This is a genomic window from Streptomyces sp. NPDC026659, assembly GCF_040638245.1.
In the GTDB taxonomy this organism is placed as follows: Bacteria; Actinomycetota; Actinomycetes; order Streptomycetales; family Streptomycetaceae; genus Streptomyces.
Map to the genome: position 1 here is coordinate 35,862 of NZ_JBEZXY010000006.1, position 18,800 is coordinate 54,661.

Annotated in this window: 16 protein-coding genes; 10 read left to right on the forward strand and 6 right to left on the reverse strand. The window is 71.9% G+C overall.

All coding sequences use genetic code 11. From position 1 onward, the window contains the following. The first annotated feature begins 73 nt into the window (after positions 1 to 73). The 3 genes from cmk (at position 74) to der (ending at position 2,986) form a co-directional block, all read left to right on the forward strand. On the forward strand, positions 74 to 766 hold the full coding sequence (cmk, locus tag AB0E91_RS16490; RefSeq protein WP_361781441.1) for a (d)CMP kinase: 693 nt from the start codon (positions 74 to 76) through the stop codon (positions 764 to 766). Further along, positions 763 to 1,431, forward strand: coding sequence for a lysophospholipid acyltransferase family protein (locus tag AB0E91_RS16495; protein WP_361781444.1), 669 nt, complete (start codon positions 763 to 765; stop codon positions 1,429 to 1,431). The genes cmk and AB0E91_RS16495 overlap by 4 nt, the downstream gene beginning before the upstream one ends. A gap of 64 nt (positions 1,432 to 1,495) precedes the next feature. Next, positions 1,496 to 2,986, forward strand: a complete 1,491-nt coding sequence (gene der, locus AB0E91_RS16500; protein ID WP_361781447.1) for a ribosome biogenesis GTPase Der — start codon at positions 1,496 to 1,498, stop codon at positions 2,984 to 2,986. A gap of 64 nt (positions 2,987 to 3,050) precedes the next feature. Here the strand turns inward: der and AB0E91_RS16505 are convergent, their stop codons facing one another. Together AB0E91_RS16505 and AB0E91_RS16510 are read right to left on the reverse strand one after the other, a co-directional pair. Continuing rightward, complete coding sequence (locus AB0E91_RS16505; protein WP_361781450.1) at positions 3,051 to 3,452, reverse strand: hypothetical protein; 402 nt, start codon at positions 3,450 to 3,452, stop codon at positions 3,051 to 3,053. A 328-nt stretch (positions 3,453 to 3,780) separates the two neighbouring features. Next, positions 3,781 to 4,578 carry a hypothetical protein gene (locus AB0E91_RS16510; RefSeq protein ID WP_361781453.1) on the reverse strand — a complete coding sequence of 266 codons (798 nt, stop codon included), beginning with the start codon at positions 4,576 to 4,578 and terminating at the stop codon, positions 3,781 to 3,783. Positions 4,579 to 5,121: 543 nt separating this feature from the next. Here AB0E91_RS16510 and AB0E91_RS16515 point away from each other — a divergent pair. Together AB0E91_RS16515 and AB0E91_RS16520 are read left to right on the forward strand one after the other, a co-directional pair. Further along, a complete protein-coding gene (locus AB0E91_RS16515; RefSeq protein ID WP_361781456.1) occupies positions 5,122 to 5,826 on the forward strand; it encodes a transglycosylase family protein in 705 nt (234 codons plus the stop codon). Positions 5,827 to 6,267: 441 nt separating this feature from the next. After that, entirely contained in the window at positions 6,268 to 6,483 is a 216-nt protein-coding gene (locus AB0E91_RS16520) for an I78 family peptidase inhibitor (RefSeq protein WP_361781459.1), read from the forward strand. Positions 6,484 to 6,556: 73 nt separating this feature from the next. On the opposite strand, the gene AB0E91_RS16525 is transcribed toward AB0E91_RS16520, so the two are convergent. Together AB0E91_RS16525 and AB0E91_RS16530 are read right to left on the reverse strand one after the other, a co-directional pair. Continuing rightward, positions 6,557 to 7,579 carry a phosphatase PAP2 family protein gene (locus tag AB0E91_RS16525; RefSeq protein ID WP_361781461.1) on the reverse strand — a complete coding sequence of 341 codons (1,023 nt, stop codon included), beginning with the start codon at positions 7,577 to 7,579 and terminating at the stop codon, positions 6,557 to 6,559. 308 nt (positions 7,580 to 7,887) lie between these two features. Beyond that, positions 7,888 to 9,153 carry a mannosyltransferase family protein gene (locus AB0E91_RS16530; protein WP_361781464.1) on the reverse strand — a complete coding sequence of 422 codons (1,266 nt, stop codon included), beginning with the start codon at positions 9,151 to 9,153 and terminating at the stop codon, positions 7,888 to 7,890. A gap of 301 nt (positions 9,154 to 9,454) precedes the next feature. Here AB0E91_RS16530 and AB0E91_RS16535 point away from each other — a divergent pair, with 301 nt between their 5' ends. Continuing rightward, positions 9,455 to 11,179 carry an MFS transporter gene (locus tag AB0E91_RS16535; protein ID WP_361781467.1) on the forward strand — a complete coding sequence of 575 codons (1,725 nt, stop codon included), beginning with the start codon at positions 9,455 to 9,457 and terminating at the stop codon, positions 11,177 to 11,179. A 110-nt stretch (positions 11,180 to 11,289) separates the two neighbouring features. Next, positions 11,290 to 12,480 (forward strand): acyl-CoA dehydrogenase family protein, encoded by a 1,191-nt coding sequence (locus tag AB0E91_RS16540; protein ID WP_361781470.1) that lies wholly within the window; start codon positions 11,290 to 11,292, stop codon positions 12,478 to 12,480. Between the two features lie 38 nt (positions 12,481 to 12,518). On the opposite strand, the gene AB0E91_RS16545 is transcribed toward AB0E91_RS16540, so the two are convergent. Further along, positions 12,519 to 12,956, reverse strand: coding sequence for a cell division protein SepF (locus AB0E91_RS16545; protein WP_161182495.1), 438 nt, complete (start codon positions 12,954 to 12,956; stop codon positions 12,519 to 12,521). A gap of 310 nt (positions 12,957 to 13,266) precedes the next feature. After that, entirely contained in the window at positions 13,267 to 14,319 is a 1,053-nt protein-coding gene (locus AB0E91_RS16550; RefSeq protein ID WP_361781474.1) for an ABC transporter substrate-binding protein, read from the reverse strand. A gap of 461 nt (positions 14,320 to 14,780) precedes the next feature. On the opposite strand from AB0E91_RS16550, the gene AB0E91_RS16555 reads away from it, so the two are divergent. From AB0E91_RS16555 to AB0E91_RS16565, 3 genes are all read left to right on the forward strand, one after another. Beyond that, positions 14,781 to 15,638: an amino acid ABC transporter permease gene (locus tag AB0E91_RS16555; protein ID WP_361781477.1), complete on the forward strand. Its 858-nt coding sequence runs from the start codon at positions 14,781 to 14,783 to the stop codon at positions 15,636 to 15,638. Further along, complete coding sequence (locus tag AB0E91_RS16560; protein WP_361781481.1) at positions 15,635 to 17,395, forward strand: FAD/NAD(P)-binding protein; 1,761 nt, start codon at positions 15,635 to 15,637, stop codon at positions 17,393 to 17,395. The genes AB0E91_RS16555 and AB0E91_RS16560 overlap by 4 nt, the downstream gene beginning before the upstream one ends. 204 nt (positions 17,396 to 17,599) lie before the next feature. Beyond that, entirely contained in the window at positions 17,600 to 18,499 is a 900-nt protein-coding gene (locus AB0E91_RS16565; RefSeq protein ID WP_361781484.1) for a S1 family peptidase, read from the forward strand. Positions 18,500 to 18,800 lie beyond the last annotated feature (301 nt).

Sequence of the window (18,800 nt, forward strand, 5' to 3'; positions counted from 1 at the left end):
ACCCAGTAACCTTGTGCGGGGCGCCCTCGCGTCCCGACCCACCGACCACCCTTCACCAGGAAGGTGCCCTCCCGTGGAAAACGGCGCCGCCCCGACCGAGCCCGTGATCGTCGCGATCGACGGCCCCTCCGGCACGGGCAAGTCGAGCACGTCGAAGGCCGTCGCCGCGCAGCTCGGCCTCAGCTACCTGGACACCGGCGCCCAGTACCGGGCCATCACCTGGTGGATGGTGACCAACGGCATCGACCTGGAGGACCCGACCGCGATCGCCGCCGTCGCCGGGAAGCCCGAGATCGTCTCCGGCACCGACCCGTCCGCGCCCACCATCACCGTGGACGGTTACGACGTGGCCGCCCCGATCCGCACCCAGGAGGTCACCTCCAAGGTCAGCGCGGTCAGCGCGGTGCCCGAGGTGCGCACCCGGATCACGGAGCTCCAGCGCACGATCGCCACGGGCGCCGAGCTCGGCATCGTCGTCGAGGGCCGCGACATCGGCACCACCGTGCTGCCCGACGCCGACCTCAAGATCTTCCTCACCGCCTCCCCGGAGGCCCGCGCGGCCCGCCGCAGCGGTGAGCTGAAGGGCGCCGACGTCAACGCCACCCGCGAGGCCCTGATCAAGCGGGACGCGGCCGACTCCAGCCGCAAGACCTCCCCGCTCGCCAAGGCGGACGACGCGGTCGAGGTGGACACCACCGAGCTGACCCTCGCCCAGGTCATCGAGTGCGTCGTCACGCTGGTCGAGGAGAAGCGGGCCGGGAAGTGAGCGACCCGGCGCTGCCCTCCGAGCAGGGCGCCGAGATCGGCCGGCGCATCGGCGTCGGCCTGATGTACGGCCTGTGGCGGCCGCGTGTGCTGGGCGCCTGGAAGGTGCCCGCGAGCGGACCGGTGATCTTCGCCGTCAACCACTCGCACAACATCGACGGCCCCATGGTCATGGGCGTGGCGCCCCGGCCGACGCACTTCCTGATCAAGAAGGAGGCGTTCGTCGGTCCCCTGGACCCCTTCCTGACCGGTATCGGCCAGCTGAAGGTGGACCGCACGAGCGCCGACCGCACCGCCATCGCCCGGGCGCTCGGCGTCCTGGAGAGCGGCGGTGTGCTGGGCATCTTCCCGGAGGGCACCCGGGGTGAGGGCGACTTCGCCTCGCTGCGCGCGGGCCTCGCCTACTTCGCGGTGCGCAGCGGGGCGCCGATCGTGCCCGTGGCCGTACTCGGCAGCGCCGAGCGGTCCGGCCGCCTGATCAAGGCGCTGCCGCCGCTGCGCTCCCGCGTGGACGTGGTCTTCGGAGATCCGTTCGAAGCGGGCGACGGCTCGGGGCGGCGTACGCGCAAGGCGCTGGACGAGGCGACCGAGCGCATCCAGAAGCGGCTCACCGCACACCTGGAAAACGCCAGGCGCCTGACCGGGCGCTGGGCGACACTTGAGTAGTGGAACCGGCCCGAAACGGGTCACTTCCACCGATCACCACGAACGACGACGAGGTACGGACTTCATGAGCGACCAGAACCAGCCCGACGGCTCGGCCGAGCACGAGTACGAGCACGGGGCTCTCGGCGACGCCGAGTACGCGGAGTTCATGCAGCTCGCCGCGGAAGAGGGCTTCGACATCGAGGACGTCGAGGGCGCCATCGAGGAGGCGGGCCACGGCCCCCTCCCCGTGCTCGCCGTCGTCGGCCGCCCGAACGTCGGCAAGTCGACCCTGGTGAACCGGATCATCGGCCGCCGCGAGGCGGTCGTCGAGGACAAGCCGGGCGTCACCCGCGACCGAGTCACCTACGAGGCCGAATGGGCGGGCCGCCGTTTCAAGGTCGTCGACACCGGCGGCTGGGAGCAGGACGTCCTCGGTATCGACGCCTCCGTGGCCGCCCAGGCGGAGTACGCGATCGAGGCCGCCGACGCGGTCGTCTTCGTGGTGGACGCCAAGGTCGGCGCCACCGACACCGACGAGGCGGTCGTCCGGCTGCTGCGCAAGGCCGGCAAGCCGGTCGTGCTGGCCGCCAACAAGGTCGACGGCCTCTCCGGCGAGTCCGACGCCGCCTACCTGTGGTCCCTGGGCCTCGGCGAGCCGCACCCGGTCTCCGCGCTGCACGGCCGCGGCACCGGCGACATGCTGGACGCCGTCCTGGAGGCGCTCCCCGAGGCGCCCGCGCAGACCTTCGGCGGCGCCGGTGTCGGCGGCCCCCGCCGCATCGCCCTGATCGGCCGCCCGAACGTCGGCAAGTCCTCCCTGCTGAACAAGGTCGCGGGCGAGGAGCGCGTCGTCGTCAACGAGCTGGCGGGCACCACCCGCGACCCGGTCGACGAGATGATCGAACTCGGCGGCAAGACCTGGAAGTTCGTGGACACCGCGGGCATCCGCAAGCGCGTCCACCTCCAGCAGGGCGCCGACTACTACGCCTCCCTGCGTACGGCCGCTGCCGTGGAGAAGGCCGAGGTCGCCGTCATCCTGCTGGACGCCTCCGAGAACATCTCCGTGCAGGACCAGCGCATCGTCACCATGGCCGTCGAAGCGGGCCGCGCGGTGGTGCTCGCCTTCAACAAGTGGGACACCCTCGACGAGGAGCGCCGCTACTACCTGGAGCGGGAGATCGAGACCGAGCTGGGCCAGGTCGCCTGGGCCCCGCGCGTCAACGTCTCCGCCCGCACCGGCCGCCACATGGAGAAGCTGGTCCCGGCGATCGAGACCGCGCTCGACGGCTGGGAGTCCCGCGTCCCCACCGGCCGACTGAACGCCTTCCTCGGCGAGCTGGTCGCCGCCCACCCGCACCCGGTCCGGGGCGGCAAGCAGCCGCGCATCCTGTTCGGCACCCAGGCGGGCACCAAGCCGCCGCGCTTCGTCCTCTTCGCCTCCGGCTTCATCGAGGCGGGCTACCGGCGCTTCATCGAGCGCCGTCTGCGCGAGGAGTTCGGTTTCGAGGGCACCCCGATCCACATCTCGGTGCGGGTGCGCGAGAAGCGCGGCGCCAAGAACAAGAAGAAGTAACGGGCACGACCGAAGGGCGGCTCCCGGTTCCTCTCAGGACCGGAGGCCGCCCTTCGGCGTCTCCTCAGCTGCCCTGGCGCGGGGCCGGGGGCAGCGCCGCCCGGTCCGGGCGCGGGGCCTCGGGCTCCTGCGGCCGCCCGATCGTGCCCACCCGCTGCCACTGCGACTGCTGGCGCGCGCTGTACGCCCCCGCGCTGTAGGCGCTGTAGGAACTGCTGAACGAACCCGGCCGGTGCCCGCCGTACGCCCCCGTGCTCTGCGGAAGGCTGCCGAAGGCCGTGAACTCCAGGTCCTCCTCGCCGCTGCGGTCGCCGGGCAGCGTGCGGAAGGTCTTGACCCACTCCGCGTAGAGCGTGTCGTAGATCGGCGTGGCCGAGGGCGTGCCGGTGCCGTCCTGCCCCGGCCGGGCGAGCGGTACGGGGGTGAGGGCGGTCGACCGGCGGGGCGGGGTGTCGTATGCGTGCACGTATGTCCAAACGACGCCGCGTGCAAAGGGATGCGGGGGCCTGCGGCGCTTCAGGGGGCTTGGCCGTGCGGGTTCCGCGCCCGGGCGCGGAGCCGCGTCGCGCGGGCTCGGGCGCGGAGAGGGCTGCGCGGGCGCGTGAGGGGGACGCGCGGGCGTACGGGAGTTGACCGGTGCAGGGGTGGGCGCGGACGTAGAGGTGCCGACTCGGGCGGTACGGGCGGGGCGGTACGGGTTGGGGCGGGGCGGTACGGGCTCGGGCGGGGCCGTACCGCCCTGCCCGTACCGGTGTGCCCGTACGCGGCCCGGTGTGCCCGTCCGCCCCCGCCCGTCAGGTGCCCGCGAGGGGCAGCGCGGCGGCGACCAGCTTGCCCGTGGCCGCCGACCGGTCCAGGGCGTCGCGCAGCAGGTCCTCGCGGGGCTGGCGGCCGATGGAGCCGACCGGGGCCGCGAACATCAGTACCTGCTGGTGCTTGTTGGCGGCCGCGCGCCAGCTGTCGGTGACCTGGAGCGGCTGGTGCGCCTGCCACCAGGCCACCTGCTGGCCGCCGCCCGGGCCCGGCTGGAGCACCGCGTGCAGCTGGCCCACGGCGAGCAGTACCGACCAGCCGTGCAGCACCTGCGGCACGGACGCCAGCTCGGTCACCGGCATGAAGCCCTGCTCGATGAGCAGCGGCAGGAAGTCGTCGCCGGGGCCGATGCTGCCCGGGCGCACGATCGGCGCGGTCGGCTCGACGACGAGTGCCGGGTGCAACTCGCCCTCGATCAGGACGAGTCCGCTGGTCACGCCGAGTACGGCGGGCTCCGGTGCGGCCGGGGCGGCGCTCTGGGGCGCCTCGGCGCCGGGCGTGAGGCCGTCGCCGATGGAGCGGACGGCGCCCTGCAGTTGCTCCTCGGTGACCTGCACGACCTGCGAGGGCAGACAGCCCGCGTGCGCGAAGGCCAGGACTGCGGTCTCCTCCCCGACGAACAGCACGGTGCTGGTGCGCTCCAGCTCGGAGTTGCCGGGTGTGCGGCAGGAGGTGCAGTCGTAACTGCCCGGGGCGTTCTCTCCGGCGAGCAGCCTGTCGGCTTCTTCGTCGCCGATCTCGGCACGTACGGCGTCACTGACGTCGAGCATGGGCGGCACGGTGACTCCCTCGGGGTGCGGTGCTGGGGCCGGCCGGGTGGCTCCCGGTCGCTGAGCCCCGGCGTCGCGGGCTCATGAAGAAGACAACGGGCGTCCTGTGGTGGGAGTCACGCCTTCAGGCGAACGGAATCGAACCATCCCGGCGAGGTCGTCACGTTTGGTGCGGAATCGGCCACTCAGCGTCAATTTCGAGCACAGTCAAGGGACTTGAACGAGTGAACTGGGTCACACTTCCCAAAGGTGAGCATCCGTTATGTCGGCACATAGTCGCATGTAGTGGGTGGCCGGAAGTCGCCGATACTCGCGGTAACGCCCAACTGGCCTGGAAAGAAGGGGTGTTGGTTGAAATTCGCGAGCTGTCCTCCCTAGATTCCTCCGCCGTGTGCAACGAGCACCGCTCGGGCAAGTCCGCCGGCCGTCCGTGATCGGATCACGATCACCGCATCGGCCGCGGCGGACGGGGCCGGGCGCGAGGAACCGCGGTCCTGTGCGGTGAGGCGCGCCCCGCCCTGGGGGAGCCCGGGTACGTGGAGAGGGAAATGCATGACCGAGTGTGCCGATACCAACCGTCCCGCCACCCGTCGTGAGGGTGCCCGCAAGGGCCGTACGACGGCCGTCCTCGCCGGAGCGGCGCTGCTGGCCCCGCTGGGCCTGCTGGCCGCCACCACGAACGCGGAGGCGGCGGACAACGGGGTGTGGGACCGCATCGCCCAGTGCGAGAGCGGCGGCAACTGGCACATCAACACCGGCAACGGCTACTACGGCGGACTCCAGTTCTCGGCGGGCACCTGGCGGGCCTACGGCGGCGCCGCCTACGCGCCGACGGCCGACCAGGCCTCCAGGAGCGCCCAGATCGCCGTCGCCACCAAGGTGCAGAGCGCCCAGGGCTGGGGAGCCTGGCCCGTCTGTTCGGCCCGCGCCGGGGCTTCCGGGGCGGCACCGGCCGCCGCGTCCCGGGGCGCGGCCACGAAGAGCGGCGCCACCTCGAAGAGCGGCGCCACGAGGAGCGGCGCGACGGCGAAGCGGACCCCCGCCCAGCCGCAGAAGCCCGCGAAGGCGCCCGAGCGCCCGGTGGAGCACACCGGCCGCAGTGCCACCCGCGGTGCCTACACCGTCCGTGCGGGCGACACGCTGAGCACCATCGCCGCCCGGCACGACACCACCTGGCAGCGGGTCTTCGCCGCCAACGAGAAGGTCATCGGTTCCGACCCGAACCTGATCGTGCCGGGCCAGCGTCTGGCGCTCTGAGCGCGGACGGGCGCAGGCCGCCCGGCAGTGACAGCCGTCGTCCCCGCGGGGGGCGGCGGTTGTCCGCGTGTGCGGGCCGGGGCGTACGCGCCCCGGGCGCGCGCCCTTCCGGAGCGCGGTGACGATGTGGTGAATCCGTGAATTTCCTATGAGCCGTCAGGTCCCCGGCAGGCTCGCCGGATTCCCCGTCAAAACAACTTCCGAACCTGCGCGGAGGAATCCGGCCGGAAACGTTCGGCGGGCGAAATTGGATGCCACGATCCCGACATCAGGAAATTCTGTTCGATTGCCCCGAGGAGGTGAACGGTAACCCCCATACGTGTGACGGAGTTCGGCGGTAACGGGTGCCGGGAAGCTGTGACAGAAGTGTGACCGTGCGCAGCGCATGACCTTCGCCGGGCCGGGGTTCCGTCACTGCCCGGAGCCGCCTAGCGTGGCCGCATGGCACAGATTCCCACTCCGCCGGCGGAGCCGCAGGACAGTCTGGACACCTATGTCGGCCTCGACGCCGACAGCGCCGAGCGCCTGGCCCGGGACCGGGGCTGGAGCACCGTACGGGCCCTGCCGCCGGGCACGGTCGTCACCATGGAGTACCGCGTGGGCAGGATCAACTTCGAGGTGAGCGACGGCCGGGTCCGGCGGGCCTGGAAGGGCTGACCGGACCCGGGGTCGGGCGGCTCGGCGGGGGCGGGTGGGTGCGTACCTGGCCCGCCGCCGGGCCGCCCGGCCGTCAGGGGCGGGCCGGCTGGGAGGCGCCGCGCGGCAGCCGGTCGGCGTGCGCCGGGCGGCGGCTGCCGGCCGGGGTGACCGGGGTGCGCTCCGAGCGGGCCGTGTGCGGGCCGGGAGTCAGATGGATCGGGGCACGTCCACCGCGCACGGAGGCCACCGGCTCGAAGACGGCCGGATGCGCCTCGGACTGCGCGGTCTGCGGCCGCAACGGCACCGGGGCGACCGGGGCGGGCGGAGCCGACGGAACCGCCGTCGTACGGCCGCGCCGGTCCCGCAGACGGTCCCGCAGGGCGAACACGGCGGACTCGGTCCGGGAGATCAGCGGCTCGAACCAGGGCAGCGCGAGCAGGATCAGCAGACCGGCGGCCCAGCCCAGAAGCACGTCGCTCAGCCAGTGCGTACCGAGGTAGACGGTGGTGAGACCGACGCCGAGCGAGGTGACGGCCGAGAGCGCGGACAGCCAGCGGCGCGCCCGCGGCGTGGAGGCCAGATAGGCCAGGATGCCCCAGGTCACGACCGCGTTGGCGGTGTGACCCGAGGGAAATATGTCTCCGCCCAGGCCCATCTCGTTCGAGCCGATCACGGTGGCGTAGTGCGGGCCGAGCCGCCCCATGCCGAGCTTGGCGGCGCCGACCGTGATGTTCAGCAGCAGCAGCGAGGCCGCCAGCGTCAGCAGCGGCCGCAGCGTGTGCTGCCGCCAGGAGCGCCAGCCGAGCCACGCCGTGACCATGACGGCGGTCGGGCCGCGCTGGCCCAGGACCACGTAGTAGTCGAGGAACGCGTGGATCTCCGGCCACTGCTGGTACGGGCGGAAGAACATGACCTGCCAGTCCAGCCGCACCAGCCAGGAGGTGGTGATCACGGCCCACACGATCGCCAGGTAGAAGGCCAGGGTCGCGGAGAACAGTACGACCCGGTGCCGGCTCATCCTGGGCATGTCGATGTGGGCCGGCCGTTCCGGCTCACGGTCCAGCCTGGCGAACACCCGGTCCAGACGCCGGGTGAGGTTTCGTTCGGTACGCACCCAATCGACATTACAGCGAGTGAGCGGTGTTCCCGGTCAGTACAGAGGCTTTGTGATGACGATGTGATGTGGGAAACCTCTCAGGAGAGATCCCCAATTCTCGGGATTCGGCAATGGCGCCCGGGAGGTTCCCGGAATTGTTTTGGGCATGCCGAAGGGGACGGTTTTTGGTCGCTTATGAATTCGTTAACCCGGGCATTGCGGCGAATTCAGGGGTCGCTCACGGCGCCCCCAGGAGTCGATCATGGTCGCCCGGCGGGGGCGGTCAGGGCGGTCACGGCGGTCCGGCGGGGGCCGTCACGGGGCCGTCACGGCGGTCCGGAGCCGTTCAGCCAGAAGGCGCCGTAGGCCGCGGCGGCCGTCGCGGCCACCGCCACGACCGCGGCCGCGCGGCCCGGACGCGCGGCCGCCAGGGCCCGGGCCAGAGGGAAGAGCACCGGGAAGGCGGGCATCAGCAGCCGGGGCTTGGAGCCGAAGTAGCTCGACGCGCACAGGGCCAGCGCCAGGACCACACCCGTGTAGACCAGCACGGACAGGGGCTGTCGCTGGCGCACACCGGCCAGGTGCAGCCGGATCAGCAGGACGACACCGACGGCCAGGGCCGCGCCCGCGAGGACCGACGGGAACGACGTGAACATGCCCGCCACGAAGCGGGCGAAGGCGTAGCCGCCGTCGAAGCCGTTGCGCCAGCCGGCCTGGACGCGGAGATAGCCGAGCGGCCCGTCCCCGGTGCGCAGACCGACCCAGAGGACGTATCCGGCGGCGCCGAGCGGGGCGAGGGCCATGCCGAGGAGACGGCGGCGCGCGGAGGTGTCCGCGCCGGGCGCGGGGGAGAGGGAGGGGGCGCGTACGTCCTCACGAGCGCCCCGTGCGTCATCCGCGCTCCGATTTCCCCCGAACGAGGTCACCCATGAGGTGACGCGCGCAGGGATTCGACCGGTCACGTAAGGAGCCGGCGCCGCCACCCACACCGCCGCGACCACCGCCATCCCCACCGGCCGGGTCAGCCCCGCCAGCGCCGCGAGCAGGCCCGCGGTCACCCAGCGCCCGGTCAGCACCGCGTAGAGCGACCACGCGGCCAGCGCCGTGAACAGTGACTCGCTGTACGCCATCGACTGCACGATCCCCACCGGCAGCACCGCCCACAGCAGCACCGCGCAGACCCCGGCCCGCGCGCCGTACAGCCACTCGGCCACCGCGAAGATCCCGCCCGCCGCCGCGAGCGAGGCGAGCAGCGCGACCACGAAACCGGCGTCCGCGTACGACAGCGGAGCCACCGCGTGCCCCAGCCGCTCCAGCCAGGGCAGCAGCGGGAAGAACGCCAGGTCGGAGTGGACGTCGCCGTTCGGCAGCCGCACCTCGTAGCCGTAGCCCGAGGCGGCCACCCGCGCGTACCAGAGGGAGTCCCAGCGCGCGGTCAGCAGCGTGTACGCGCTCTTGCCGCGCGCCGCGCTCCAGCCGGCCAGCACGGCCAGGCCCAGCACGCGGATCGCCGCGTAGCCGAGCAGGGCCGGGGCGGCCCGGCGCAGGAGAGGGGCGCGCGGCGGGGCCGGGCGCGTCACGAGTTCGGTCACGGGCTCGATTATCGACGGGCCCGCGCACCACCCCCGGCCACCGGACCGCCGCCCGCCCCCGAGCTGCCCCCTCGTACGCACACGCGCGCGCGAAAAGGCAAGTGGCGTACGCCACATGGGTTCGCCCGAGCAGGTGAGAGGTCCACCACGTGCCCCCGGGCCGAACTCGCGTACGCTGACGAGCCACCCGCGTGGGAAAGGCGCGGGCCGGAGCGAACCGCTCTTCTCCGGCCGTACGACGGGGAAATCCCCGACCCCGTCCCACTCCGCCGCGCACGAGGGATCATCTGGGAGGTAGTACATGTCCGGGACGACCACGGCCGAAATCGGGCCGTGCCGTCGGACGACCGGGACCGGTGCCAACCGCTGGGTCGTTCTCGTCGTCCTCTGTGTCAGCCTGCTGCTCGTCGCCCTCGACGCCACCGTGCTGCACGTGGCGGTACCCGCCGTCACCGAGGACCTTCGGCCCGGTGCCGAACAACTGCTCTGGATCGTCGACGTCTATCCGCTGGTCTGCGCCTCGCTGCTGATCCTCTTCGGCACACTGGGCGACCGCGTCGGACGCAGACGCGTCCTGCTGCTCGGCTACGCCCTCTTCGGCGTCGCTTCGGCCGTCGCCGCGCTGTCCCACAGCGCCGACACCCTGATCCTCGCCCGCGCGCTGCTCGGCGTCGGCGGTGCCATGATCATGCCCGCCACGCTCTCGATCCTGCGCCAGGTCTTCCCCGACCGGCGCGAACGCGCGCTCGCCATCGGCATCTGGAGCGCGGTCGCCGCCGTCGGCGCGGCCGTCGGACCGCTGCTCGGCGGGTTCCTGCTCGAACACTTCTGGTGGGGCTCGGTCTTCCTGGTCAACATCCCGCTGATGCTGGTGAGCCTGCCCATCGGCCGGATGCTGCTGCCCGAGTCGCGCGGCGAGCGCGACGGCCCCTGGGACGTGCTCGGCGCGCTGATGGCGGCGGCCGGACTCTTCGGCGTCGTCCTCGGCGTGAAGCGGCTCGGCGGCGGCGAACCGCCCCTGAGCCTCCTCACCGTCCTGCCCCTGCTCGTCGGCGCGGCGCTGCTGTACCTCTTCGTCCGGCGCCAGAGCCGCCGCACGCACCCCCTGGTCGACCTGCGGATGTTCCGGCGTCCCGCGTTCAGCACCTCCGTGGGCTGCATCGTCCTGGCGATGCTCGCGCTCGTCGGCCTGGAGCTGATCGCGGCGCAGTATCTGCAGCTCGTCCTCGGCCTGTCCCCGCTGGCCACCGGTCTACGGCTGCTGCCGCTGACCGCCGCCGCGATGGCGGCCGGGCTCGCCGGGGCCCGGATGCTGCGCGGGCTCGGCCCGCGCCGCATGGTCGTCTCCGGTTTCTGTCTCACCGCCGCCGCCGTGGTCCTGCTGACGGCGATGGGCGGCCAGGACAACACCCCGCTCCTGCTCTCCGGCTTCGTGCTGCTCGGCTTCGGTCTGGAGACCACGCTCTTCGGGGCGTACGAGTCGATGCTCAGCGAGGCCCCCGCCGACCGTGCGGGCGGTGCCGCCGCCATCGGCGAGACCTCCTACCAGCTCGGCGCGGGCATCGGCATCGCCCTGCTCGGCAGTGTCATGAACCGCGCCTACGCCCCGGCCCTCACCTCGGTGCCCGGCGTCCCCGCCTCCGACGCGGCGGCGGCCGGACACTCGCTGGGCGAGGCGTACGAGATCGCCGGACGGCTCGGCGGCTCCGCCGGAGAGGCGCTGCGCCAGGCCGCCCGTGACTCCTTCGTGCACGGCCTGCATGTGACCCTGCTGGTCAGCGCGGGCCTGCTGCTCCTCGGCGCGGTGATGGCGCTGCGGCTGCCCCGGACGATGAGCTGCCCACCGGAGAGCGGCGCGGTGGACGGGGAGGTCGCGGACCGGGTGGTCGGAGTGACCGAACTGCCCGAACCCGTCGCGGCCGCCCTGTCCGAGCCCCTCGTGTCCAGCGTGTCCGAGGGCGTCGCGTCCACTGTGACCGAGCTGCCCCCGCCCCGCGAGCCGGGCAAGCCGAGGGCGATCGCCTGACCCCGCGCGGGCCGCCCTGGACGCCGGGCGGCCCGCGCCGTAACGTCGGCCGGAGCATTCCGACTAGCGCCGCTAGTTTTCCGCGTGCCCACTGTGCCGGAGGGTGTTCCATGTCCGCGTCCGCGAAGCTGCCCCCGTTCGACCCCGCCGACCCGCTCGGCGTCGACGACCTCCTCGAACCGGAGGACCTGGCCGTCCGGGACACCGTGCGCGGCTGGGCGGCGGACCGGGTGCTGCCGTACGTCGCCGAGTGGTACGAGAAGGGCGAGCTGCCCGGCATCCGGGAGTTGGCCCGCGAGCTGGGCTCGATCGGCGCGCTCGGCATGTCGCTCACCGGGTACGGCTGCGCGGGCGCGTCGGCCGTGCAGTACGGCCTCGCCTGTCTGGAGCTGGAGGCCGCCGACTCGGGCATCCGCTCGCTGGTCTCGGTGCAGGGCTCGCTCGCGATGTACGCGATCCACCGCTACGGCAGCGAGGAGCAGAAGAACGAGTGGCTGCCCCGCATGGCCTCCGGCGAGGTGATCGGCTGCTTCGGGCTCACCGAGCCGGACCACGGCTCCGACCCGGCCGGAATGCGCACGTTCGCGAAGCGCGACGGCGACGACTGGGTGCTGACCGGGCGCAAGATGTGGATCACCAACGGCTCGGTCGCCGGGGTCGCCGTCGTCTGGGCGCGCACCGAGGACGGTATCCGGGGCTTCGTCGTCCCCACCGACCGCCCCGGCTTCTCCGCGCCCGAGATCAAGCACAAGTGGTCCCTGCGCGCCTCGGTCACCAGCGAACTCGTCCTCGACGACGTACGGCTGCCCGCCGACGCGGTGCTGCCGGAGGTCACCGGGCTGCGCGGGCCGCTCGGCTGTCTGTCGCACGCCCGGTACGGCATCGTCTGGGGGGCGATGGGCGCCGCGCGCAGCAGCTTCGAGGCGGCGCTGGACTACGCGCGGACGCGGGAGCAGTTCGGGCGGCCCATCGGCGGCTTCCAGCTCACCCAGGCCAAGCTCGCCGACATGGCGGTGGAGCTGCACAAGGGGATTCTGCTCGCCCACCATCTGGGGCGGCGCATGGACGCCGGCCGCCTGCGTCCCGAGCAGGTCAGCTTCGGCAAGCTCAACAACGTCCGCGAGGCCATCGAGATCTGCCGTACGGCGCGGACGATCCTCGGTGCCAACGGGATCTCCCTCGAGTATCCCGTGATGCGGCACGCGACCAATCTGGAGTCGGTGCTCACTTACGAGGGCACCGTCGAAATGCACCAGCTGGTGCTGGGCAAGGCACTCACCGGGCTCGATGCCTTCCGGTGAGCCCCCGAGGGGGCGGGGCCGCGGTGAACGGCCCCGCCTCAGCTCTGGTTGAAGAAGCCGTCCTGACGGCGGCCCGAGGGCTCGCCGCTGACGACCTCGGTGTGGGCGGGCGTGAGCAGGAAGACCCGGGTGGCGACCCGTTCGATCGTGCCCCGCAGTCCGAAGGTCAGACCGGCGGCGAAGTCCACGACGCGCTTGGCGTCGGTGGCCTCCATCGCCGTGAGGTTCATGATGACCGGGACGCCGTCCCGGAACATCTCGCCGATGGCGCGGGCGTCCCGGAAGCTGTCCGGGGTGACCGTGCCGATCCGGCGGCCCTTGTCCTCGGCCGTGTCCGTGGCGACCTTGACGCGCGGGTCCGTGACCCAGGCGTCCGCGGACTGAGCGCCCTCGGAGTAGTCGTCGTCGTAGTAACGCTCGTCATCGTTGTCGTCGACCAGGCCGAGCCACGCGCTCGCCTTGCGTACCGATCCCATGGACGCCTCCTCTCTCAGCGGTTTCTCTTGCTCTTCCCATCCCTATGGTCATCCATGATGCTGACAGCGCGCCAAGTGGATAGTCGGCGCGCGGGGGGTTTGTGACGGTACTGGTGCGCGGTCCATACGTCGAGAGCCCTTGTGTCACAAGGGCTCCGCCCCGTACGGCTGCTGACTGAGAGTGAAATATGATTGTTCGCGGCGGATGGGTGATGCATGGTGTGTCAGGGTGAACGAAGTGCCCTGCGTGACCTGATTGTCCGCTGATAGGAAGGTCTGGAACGGAGTGTGACGGACCGTCAGTCGCGCGTCAGTTCTTCAGCTCCGGTGGCGAGATCCGGGACGTGCTGATCGCGGAACCCGTCGTCCCCCACTTCTTCAGGATGCGCGCGTACGTCCCGTCCGCGATGAGCCGGTTCACCGCCGCGCGGAAGGCGGGCGCCAGGGGGGTGCCCTTCTTGAAGGCGAAGCCGACGTCGAGCCGGTGGTACTCGTTGAGGAATTTCAGGCCCGGCTGGTGCGCGACGGCGTAGCGCAGGCCGTTGATCGTGGACATCACGACGTCGCTGCGCCCCTGCTGGATCGAGGACCAGATCGCGCTCTGCTCGGCGTACGTCTGTACGTGATACGGCTTCCTGCCCGCGTCCGCGCACACGTGCCGGTTCTTCTCGAGCGTGGCCTCGAAGGTGGTGCCCGCGCCGGTCGCGATGTTCAGACCGCACAGCTGCCTCAGATCGGTGATCCTGGCGAGCTCGCTGTCCTTGCGGGTGACGAAGCCCTGCCCGTCGTTGACGTAGGTGACGAAGTCGATCGTCCTGCGGCGCTCGTCCGTGACGCCGAAGTTGCTCGCGCCGAAGTCGTACTTGCCGCTCTCCAGCGCCGGGAGGATCGCCTCGAAGCTCGCCTGCTCGATCTTGAGCTTGATGCCGAGCACCTTGGCGGCCGCCTTGGTGATGTCCACGTCCTGGCCGGTCAGGGTCGTGCCGTCGGCGAGGTACGTGGTGCCGGGCGGGGTGCCGCCCACGGCGACCGCGACGGTCAGCCGCGTGACCCCGGCCGGCAGCAGCTTCGCGGCCGCCGGGTCCTTCGCGATCCCGGAGACGACGTCGGTGGTGGGGATCGCGTCGGACCCGGCCGCGATGCGGGCGCCGGAGCCGGGGGAACCGGCGGAGCCCGAGCCGCAGCCGGTCAGCAGCAGCGCGGCGGAGACGAGGGCGGCGAAGGGCGCGAGGAGGCGGCGGGCGGGCGCGGACGGGTGGCGCGGGGGCAGCGTGGCGTGCTGCGTGGGTGCGGGAAGGCGGCGGCGTGCGGCCGGGGCGGGGCGGCGTGCGGGCATGGCGAGGTGGCGCGTGGGCGCGGGCATCGGGAAACGGTCTCCTGGAAGAAGGGGAGGACGAGCCGGACGCGAGGGGAGAAGGCGGTGCTACGGCAGGCGCGAGGGGAGGGAGGGTGCGGTGGGCAGGGCGCGCGCGTGAAGGCCGGAAAGGGAAGCGAAGTGAAGTGAAGAACGCGAAGGCGCCCGGAACGAGCGGGCGCGCAGGGGGTCAGCTCAACAGGACGCGGACCACACGCGACCGAAGTCGATGTGGGAGCGGGTGACCAGCCACTGCTGTGGGCGCATGGGCCAAGTGGAACAGGCATCCGGTTGGCCCGTCAACCGAGTTGAGACGGGCCGCTCACACTCCGGACACCCTTGACAGCGCCGGGAAACGGCGACGTACTCTCGTGGGACGGTCCTGCTGAGGGGCTCGGCCGTGACCGCGCCCTGGGGCGCGGCGGAGTGCGGGCATGGCGCGTCGGGTCCGACGTGTCACGGAGTCCCGCATGTCATCCGACACCCTCGCCAAACCCTCCGCCCCGTCCCCGGCGCCCTCGCGCCCGGACAATCCCCCGATCGTCCCCCGCCGCCGCTACGGCCAGTGGGTCGCCGCCGTCGTCGTCCTGGTGCTGCTCGGGCTCGTGGTCAACTCGGTCCTGCGCAACCGGGCCTTCCAGTGGGACGTGGTCGCCGACTACTTCACCTCGGTCTCCGTGCTGCGCGGACTCTGGCTCACCCTGTGGCTCACCGCCGTGGTGATGGTCCTCGGATTCGCCCTCGGCACCCTGCTCGCCGTCCTCCGGCTCTCCGCCAACCCGGTGCTGCGATCGGTCAGTTGGGGATACGTCTGGCTGTTCCGGTCGATCCCGATCCTGGTGCAGCTGCTGCTGTGGTTCAACATCGGGGCGCTGTACCCGCAGTTGTTCGGGATCAGGACCGTCAACCTGCTCGGACCGGTCGCCGTCGCCGTAGTCGGACTCACCCTGCACGAGGCCGCCTACGCCGCCGAGGTCGTGCGCGGCGGCATCCTCTCCGTCGACCACGGCCAGACCGAGGCCGCCCAGGCGCTCGGCATGAGCTCCTGGCAGCGGTGGCGGCGGATCGTGCTGCCGCAGGCCATGCGCTCCATCGTTCCCGCCGCCGGGAACATGCTCATCGGCACCCTCAAGGGCACCTCGATCGTCAGCGTCATCGCCGTCAACGACCTTCTTTTCTCAGCCCAGTTGATCTACCACCGCACCTACCAGGTGATCCCGCTGCTGATGGTCGCGACCCTCTGGTACACCGTCGTCACCTCGGTGCTCGGCATCGGCCAGTACTACGTGGAGCGGCACTACGCCCGCGGAACGGGGACCACCCGATGAGGCACCGGCTGGTCGTCGTGGGGGCCGGGCCCAGAGCGACCGGACTCCTGGAGCGCATCGCCGCCAACTCCCCCGAGCTGTACGGCGGTCAGGGCCTCGACATCCACCTCGTCGACCCCCATCCGCCGGGCGGCGGCCGCATCTGGCGCGAGGCGCAGTCCGAGCTGCTCTGGATGAACTCCCACGCCGCCGACATCACCATGTTCACCGACGAGACCGTGACGATGGAAGGCCCCGTCCGCGAGGGGCCCACCCTGCACGAATGGGCCCGCCTCGACGGCCGCACCTTCGCCGACCGGCGGATACAGGGCCGCTATCTGCGCTGGGTCTACGACCGCGCACTGGCCGACCTCCCGCCCGGCATCACCGTCCACCACCACCCCCGGCGCGCCCTGCGCGTCACCGGACCGGCCGACGGCCGCCAGCGGGTCTGGCTGGAGGGCCGTACCGAACCGCTCGTCGCCGACCTGGTCGTGCTCGCCCTCGGCCACCTCGACTTCGAACTCGACTCGGAGCAGGAGGGGTTGAGCGCATACGCCCGCGCGCACGGCCTCGTCCATCTGCCGCCCGACTTCACCGCCGACAGCGACCTGTCCGCACTCGCGCCGGGCGAGCCCGTGCTCGTACGCGGCTTCGGGCTGGCCTTCGTCGACCTGATGGTGCTGCTCACGGAGGGGCGGGGCGGACGGTACGAGGAGGACGGCGAGGGGGGTTGCGTGTACGTGCCCTCGGGGCGGGAGCCGGTGCTGTACGTCGGCTCGCGGCGCGGTGTGCCGTACCACTCGAAGATCGGCTACGACTGGACCGGGCCCCGCCCGCCGCTGCCACGCTTCTTCGGACCCGAGGAGGTGCGGTCGCTGCTCGAACGGCCCGAGGGGTACGAATTCCGGCGCGACATATGGCCGTTGGTGGAAAAGGAACTGGGATTCGCCCACTACCACCGGCTGTTCACCGCTCATCCCGGGCGGACGGCCATGGAGTGGGCCGACTTCGAGGAGAAGTACGCGGTGGCGGGTAGTGCGGAGGAGGTGCGGGCGCTGGTCGCGGCGGCGGTGCCGGATGCCCGCGACCGGCTGGATCTCGCCGCGCTGGACCGGCCGCTGGAGGGGGTGCGGTTCGCTTCGCACGCGGAGTTCCAGGAGGGGTTGCGGGCGTATGTCTCCGACGACTTGACGCAGCGTCATGATTCTTCGTTCAGCGCCGACCTGGGTGTCTTCCTTGGGCTGCTGTCCGTCTACGGGCAGTTGGTGCGGCTCGGGAATCTCGGGCCCTGGTGGCACGGGTTCTTCAGCTATCTGGCCTCCGGCCCGCCCGGACCCCGGCTGCGGCAGCTGCTCGCGTTGTCCCGGGCGGGGCTGCTGCGGTTCGTGGGGGCGGAGATGGAGGTCGCTGCCGAGGACGGGGTGTTCCGGGCGTCGTCCGGGTCGGTGCCGGGGTTCTCGGTGACCGCGCGTGCGCTTGTGGAGGCGCGGTTGCCCGATCCTTCGGTCGGGCGGGCCCGGGACACGCTGCTGCGCGAGCTGCACGCCGAGGCGCTGGAGACGGCGGACGGGCTGCTGCGGGTCGATCCCGCCGACGGGCGCGTCCTCGGGCGGGACGGGCGGCCGCATCCTCGGCGGTTCGCGCTCGGGCCGTACACCGACGCGCGGACACCGGGGGCGTTCACGCGGCCGCGGACGGGTGGGGCGGCCTTCCGGCAGAACGACGCGGTGGCTCGGGTGGTGTTGCGGGAACTGGGGGTGGTGGGTGAGGGGTAATTCGCCGTGAATTTAAGGGGGGTTGAGCTGGGCGGCGGGGCGCCCAGGCCGAAACGCACTCTTGTGCCGACCGGCCGTTCGGCCGAATACTCCCCCTCAGCGCTTGTCAGGGTCATGAACGCCTGACCGGTACTCCGCCCTGGCTGCGCCTCACGGGCCCCGACCCCACGCGGGCCCCCGACTTCCCTTGGGAGGGAACGAAAAGTGAGGATCAAGCGCACAACTCCCCGCGGCGGCACGGCGAGACGGACCCGGCTGATCGCCGTGGCCACCGGCTTCCTGGCCGCCGCCGCGTTCGCCGCCCCCACCGCGAACGCCAACGAAGCCCACACGTTCAGCGCCAGCCAGCTCACCCAGGCGAGCGACTCCGTTCGCCAGTCCGACATCCCGGGTACCGCCTGGGCCGTCGACAGCAAGAACCACCAGGTCGTCGTGACCGTCGACAGCACGGTCAGCGCCGCCGAGATCGCCAAGATCAAGGAACAGGCCGGGGCGCAGGCGGACGCGCTCACCATCAAGCGCACCCCCGGCAAGTTCAACAAGCTGATCAGTGGTGGCGATGCCATCTACGGCGGCCAGTACCGCTGCTCGCTCGGCTTCAACGTGCGCAGTGGCAGCACGTACTACTTCCTGACCGCCGGGCACTGCGGTGAGGTCGCCTCCACCTGGTACAGCGACTCCGGGCACAGCACGGTGCTCGGCACCAACGTCGGGTACAGCTTCCCCGGCAACGACTTCGCGCTGGTGCGCTACACCAACTCCTCGGTCTCGCACCCGAGTGCGGTGGGCAGCCAGACCATCTCCAGCGCGGCGACGCCCTCCGTGGGTACGACCGTGTACCGGCGCGGGTCCACCACCGGTACGCACAGCGGGCGCGTCACCGCGCTCAACACCACCGTCAACTACGGCGGCGGTGACATCGTCTCCGGGCTCATCCAGACCACGGTCTGCGCGGAGGGCGGCGACAGTGGTGGTGCGCTGTACGCGGGCAGCGTGGCGTACGGGCTCACCTCCGGTGGCAGCGGGAACTGCAGCTCCGGCGGTACGACGTTCTTCCAGCCGGTCACCGAGGCGTTGAGCTACTACGGGGTGACCCTCCCCTGATGGGTCCTTGGCGGGCCGTCCTTCCCTGACGGGGCGGTTCGGCGGGCCCCCATGCGTGTGTGTCGCGCGTGGGGGCCCGTTTTGTTTTTCGGGGAGCGGGTGGGGCCTGTCCGTGTTCATGGTCCTGTCGTCGTTTGCCGTCCCGCCGTCTCGCCCCCCGCCGTCCGTGGGTCGGGGCCGCGCCGGGGGGTATCCGTCCTCGGTCCGGCGGGCTGTCGGGAGAGAGGTGAGCGGAGTTTTCGCCGGCCGCTGCGGGCGGACACCCCCCGGCACGTCCCCTTCTCGCCGTGCGTGGGTGCGG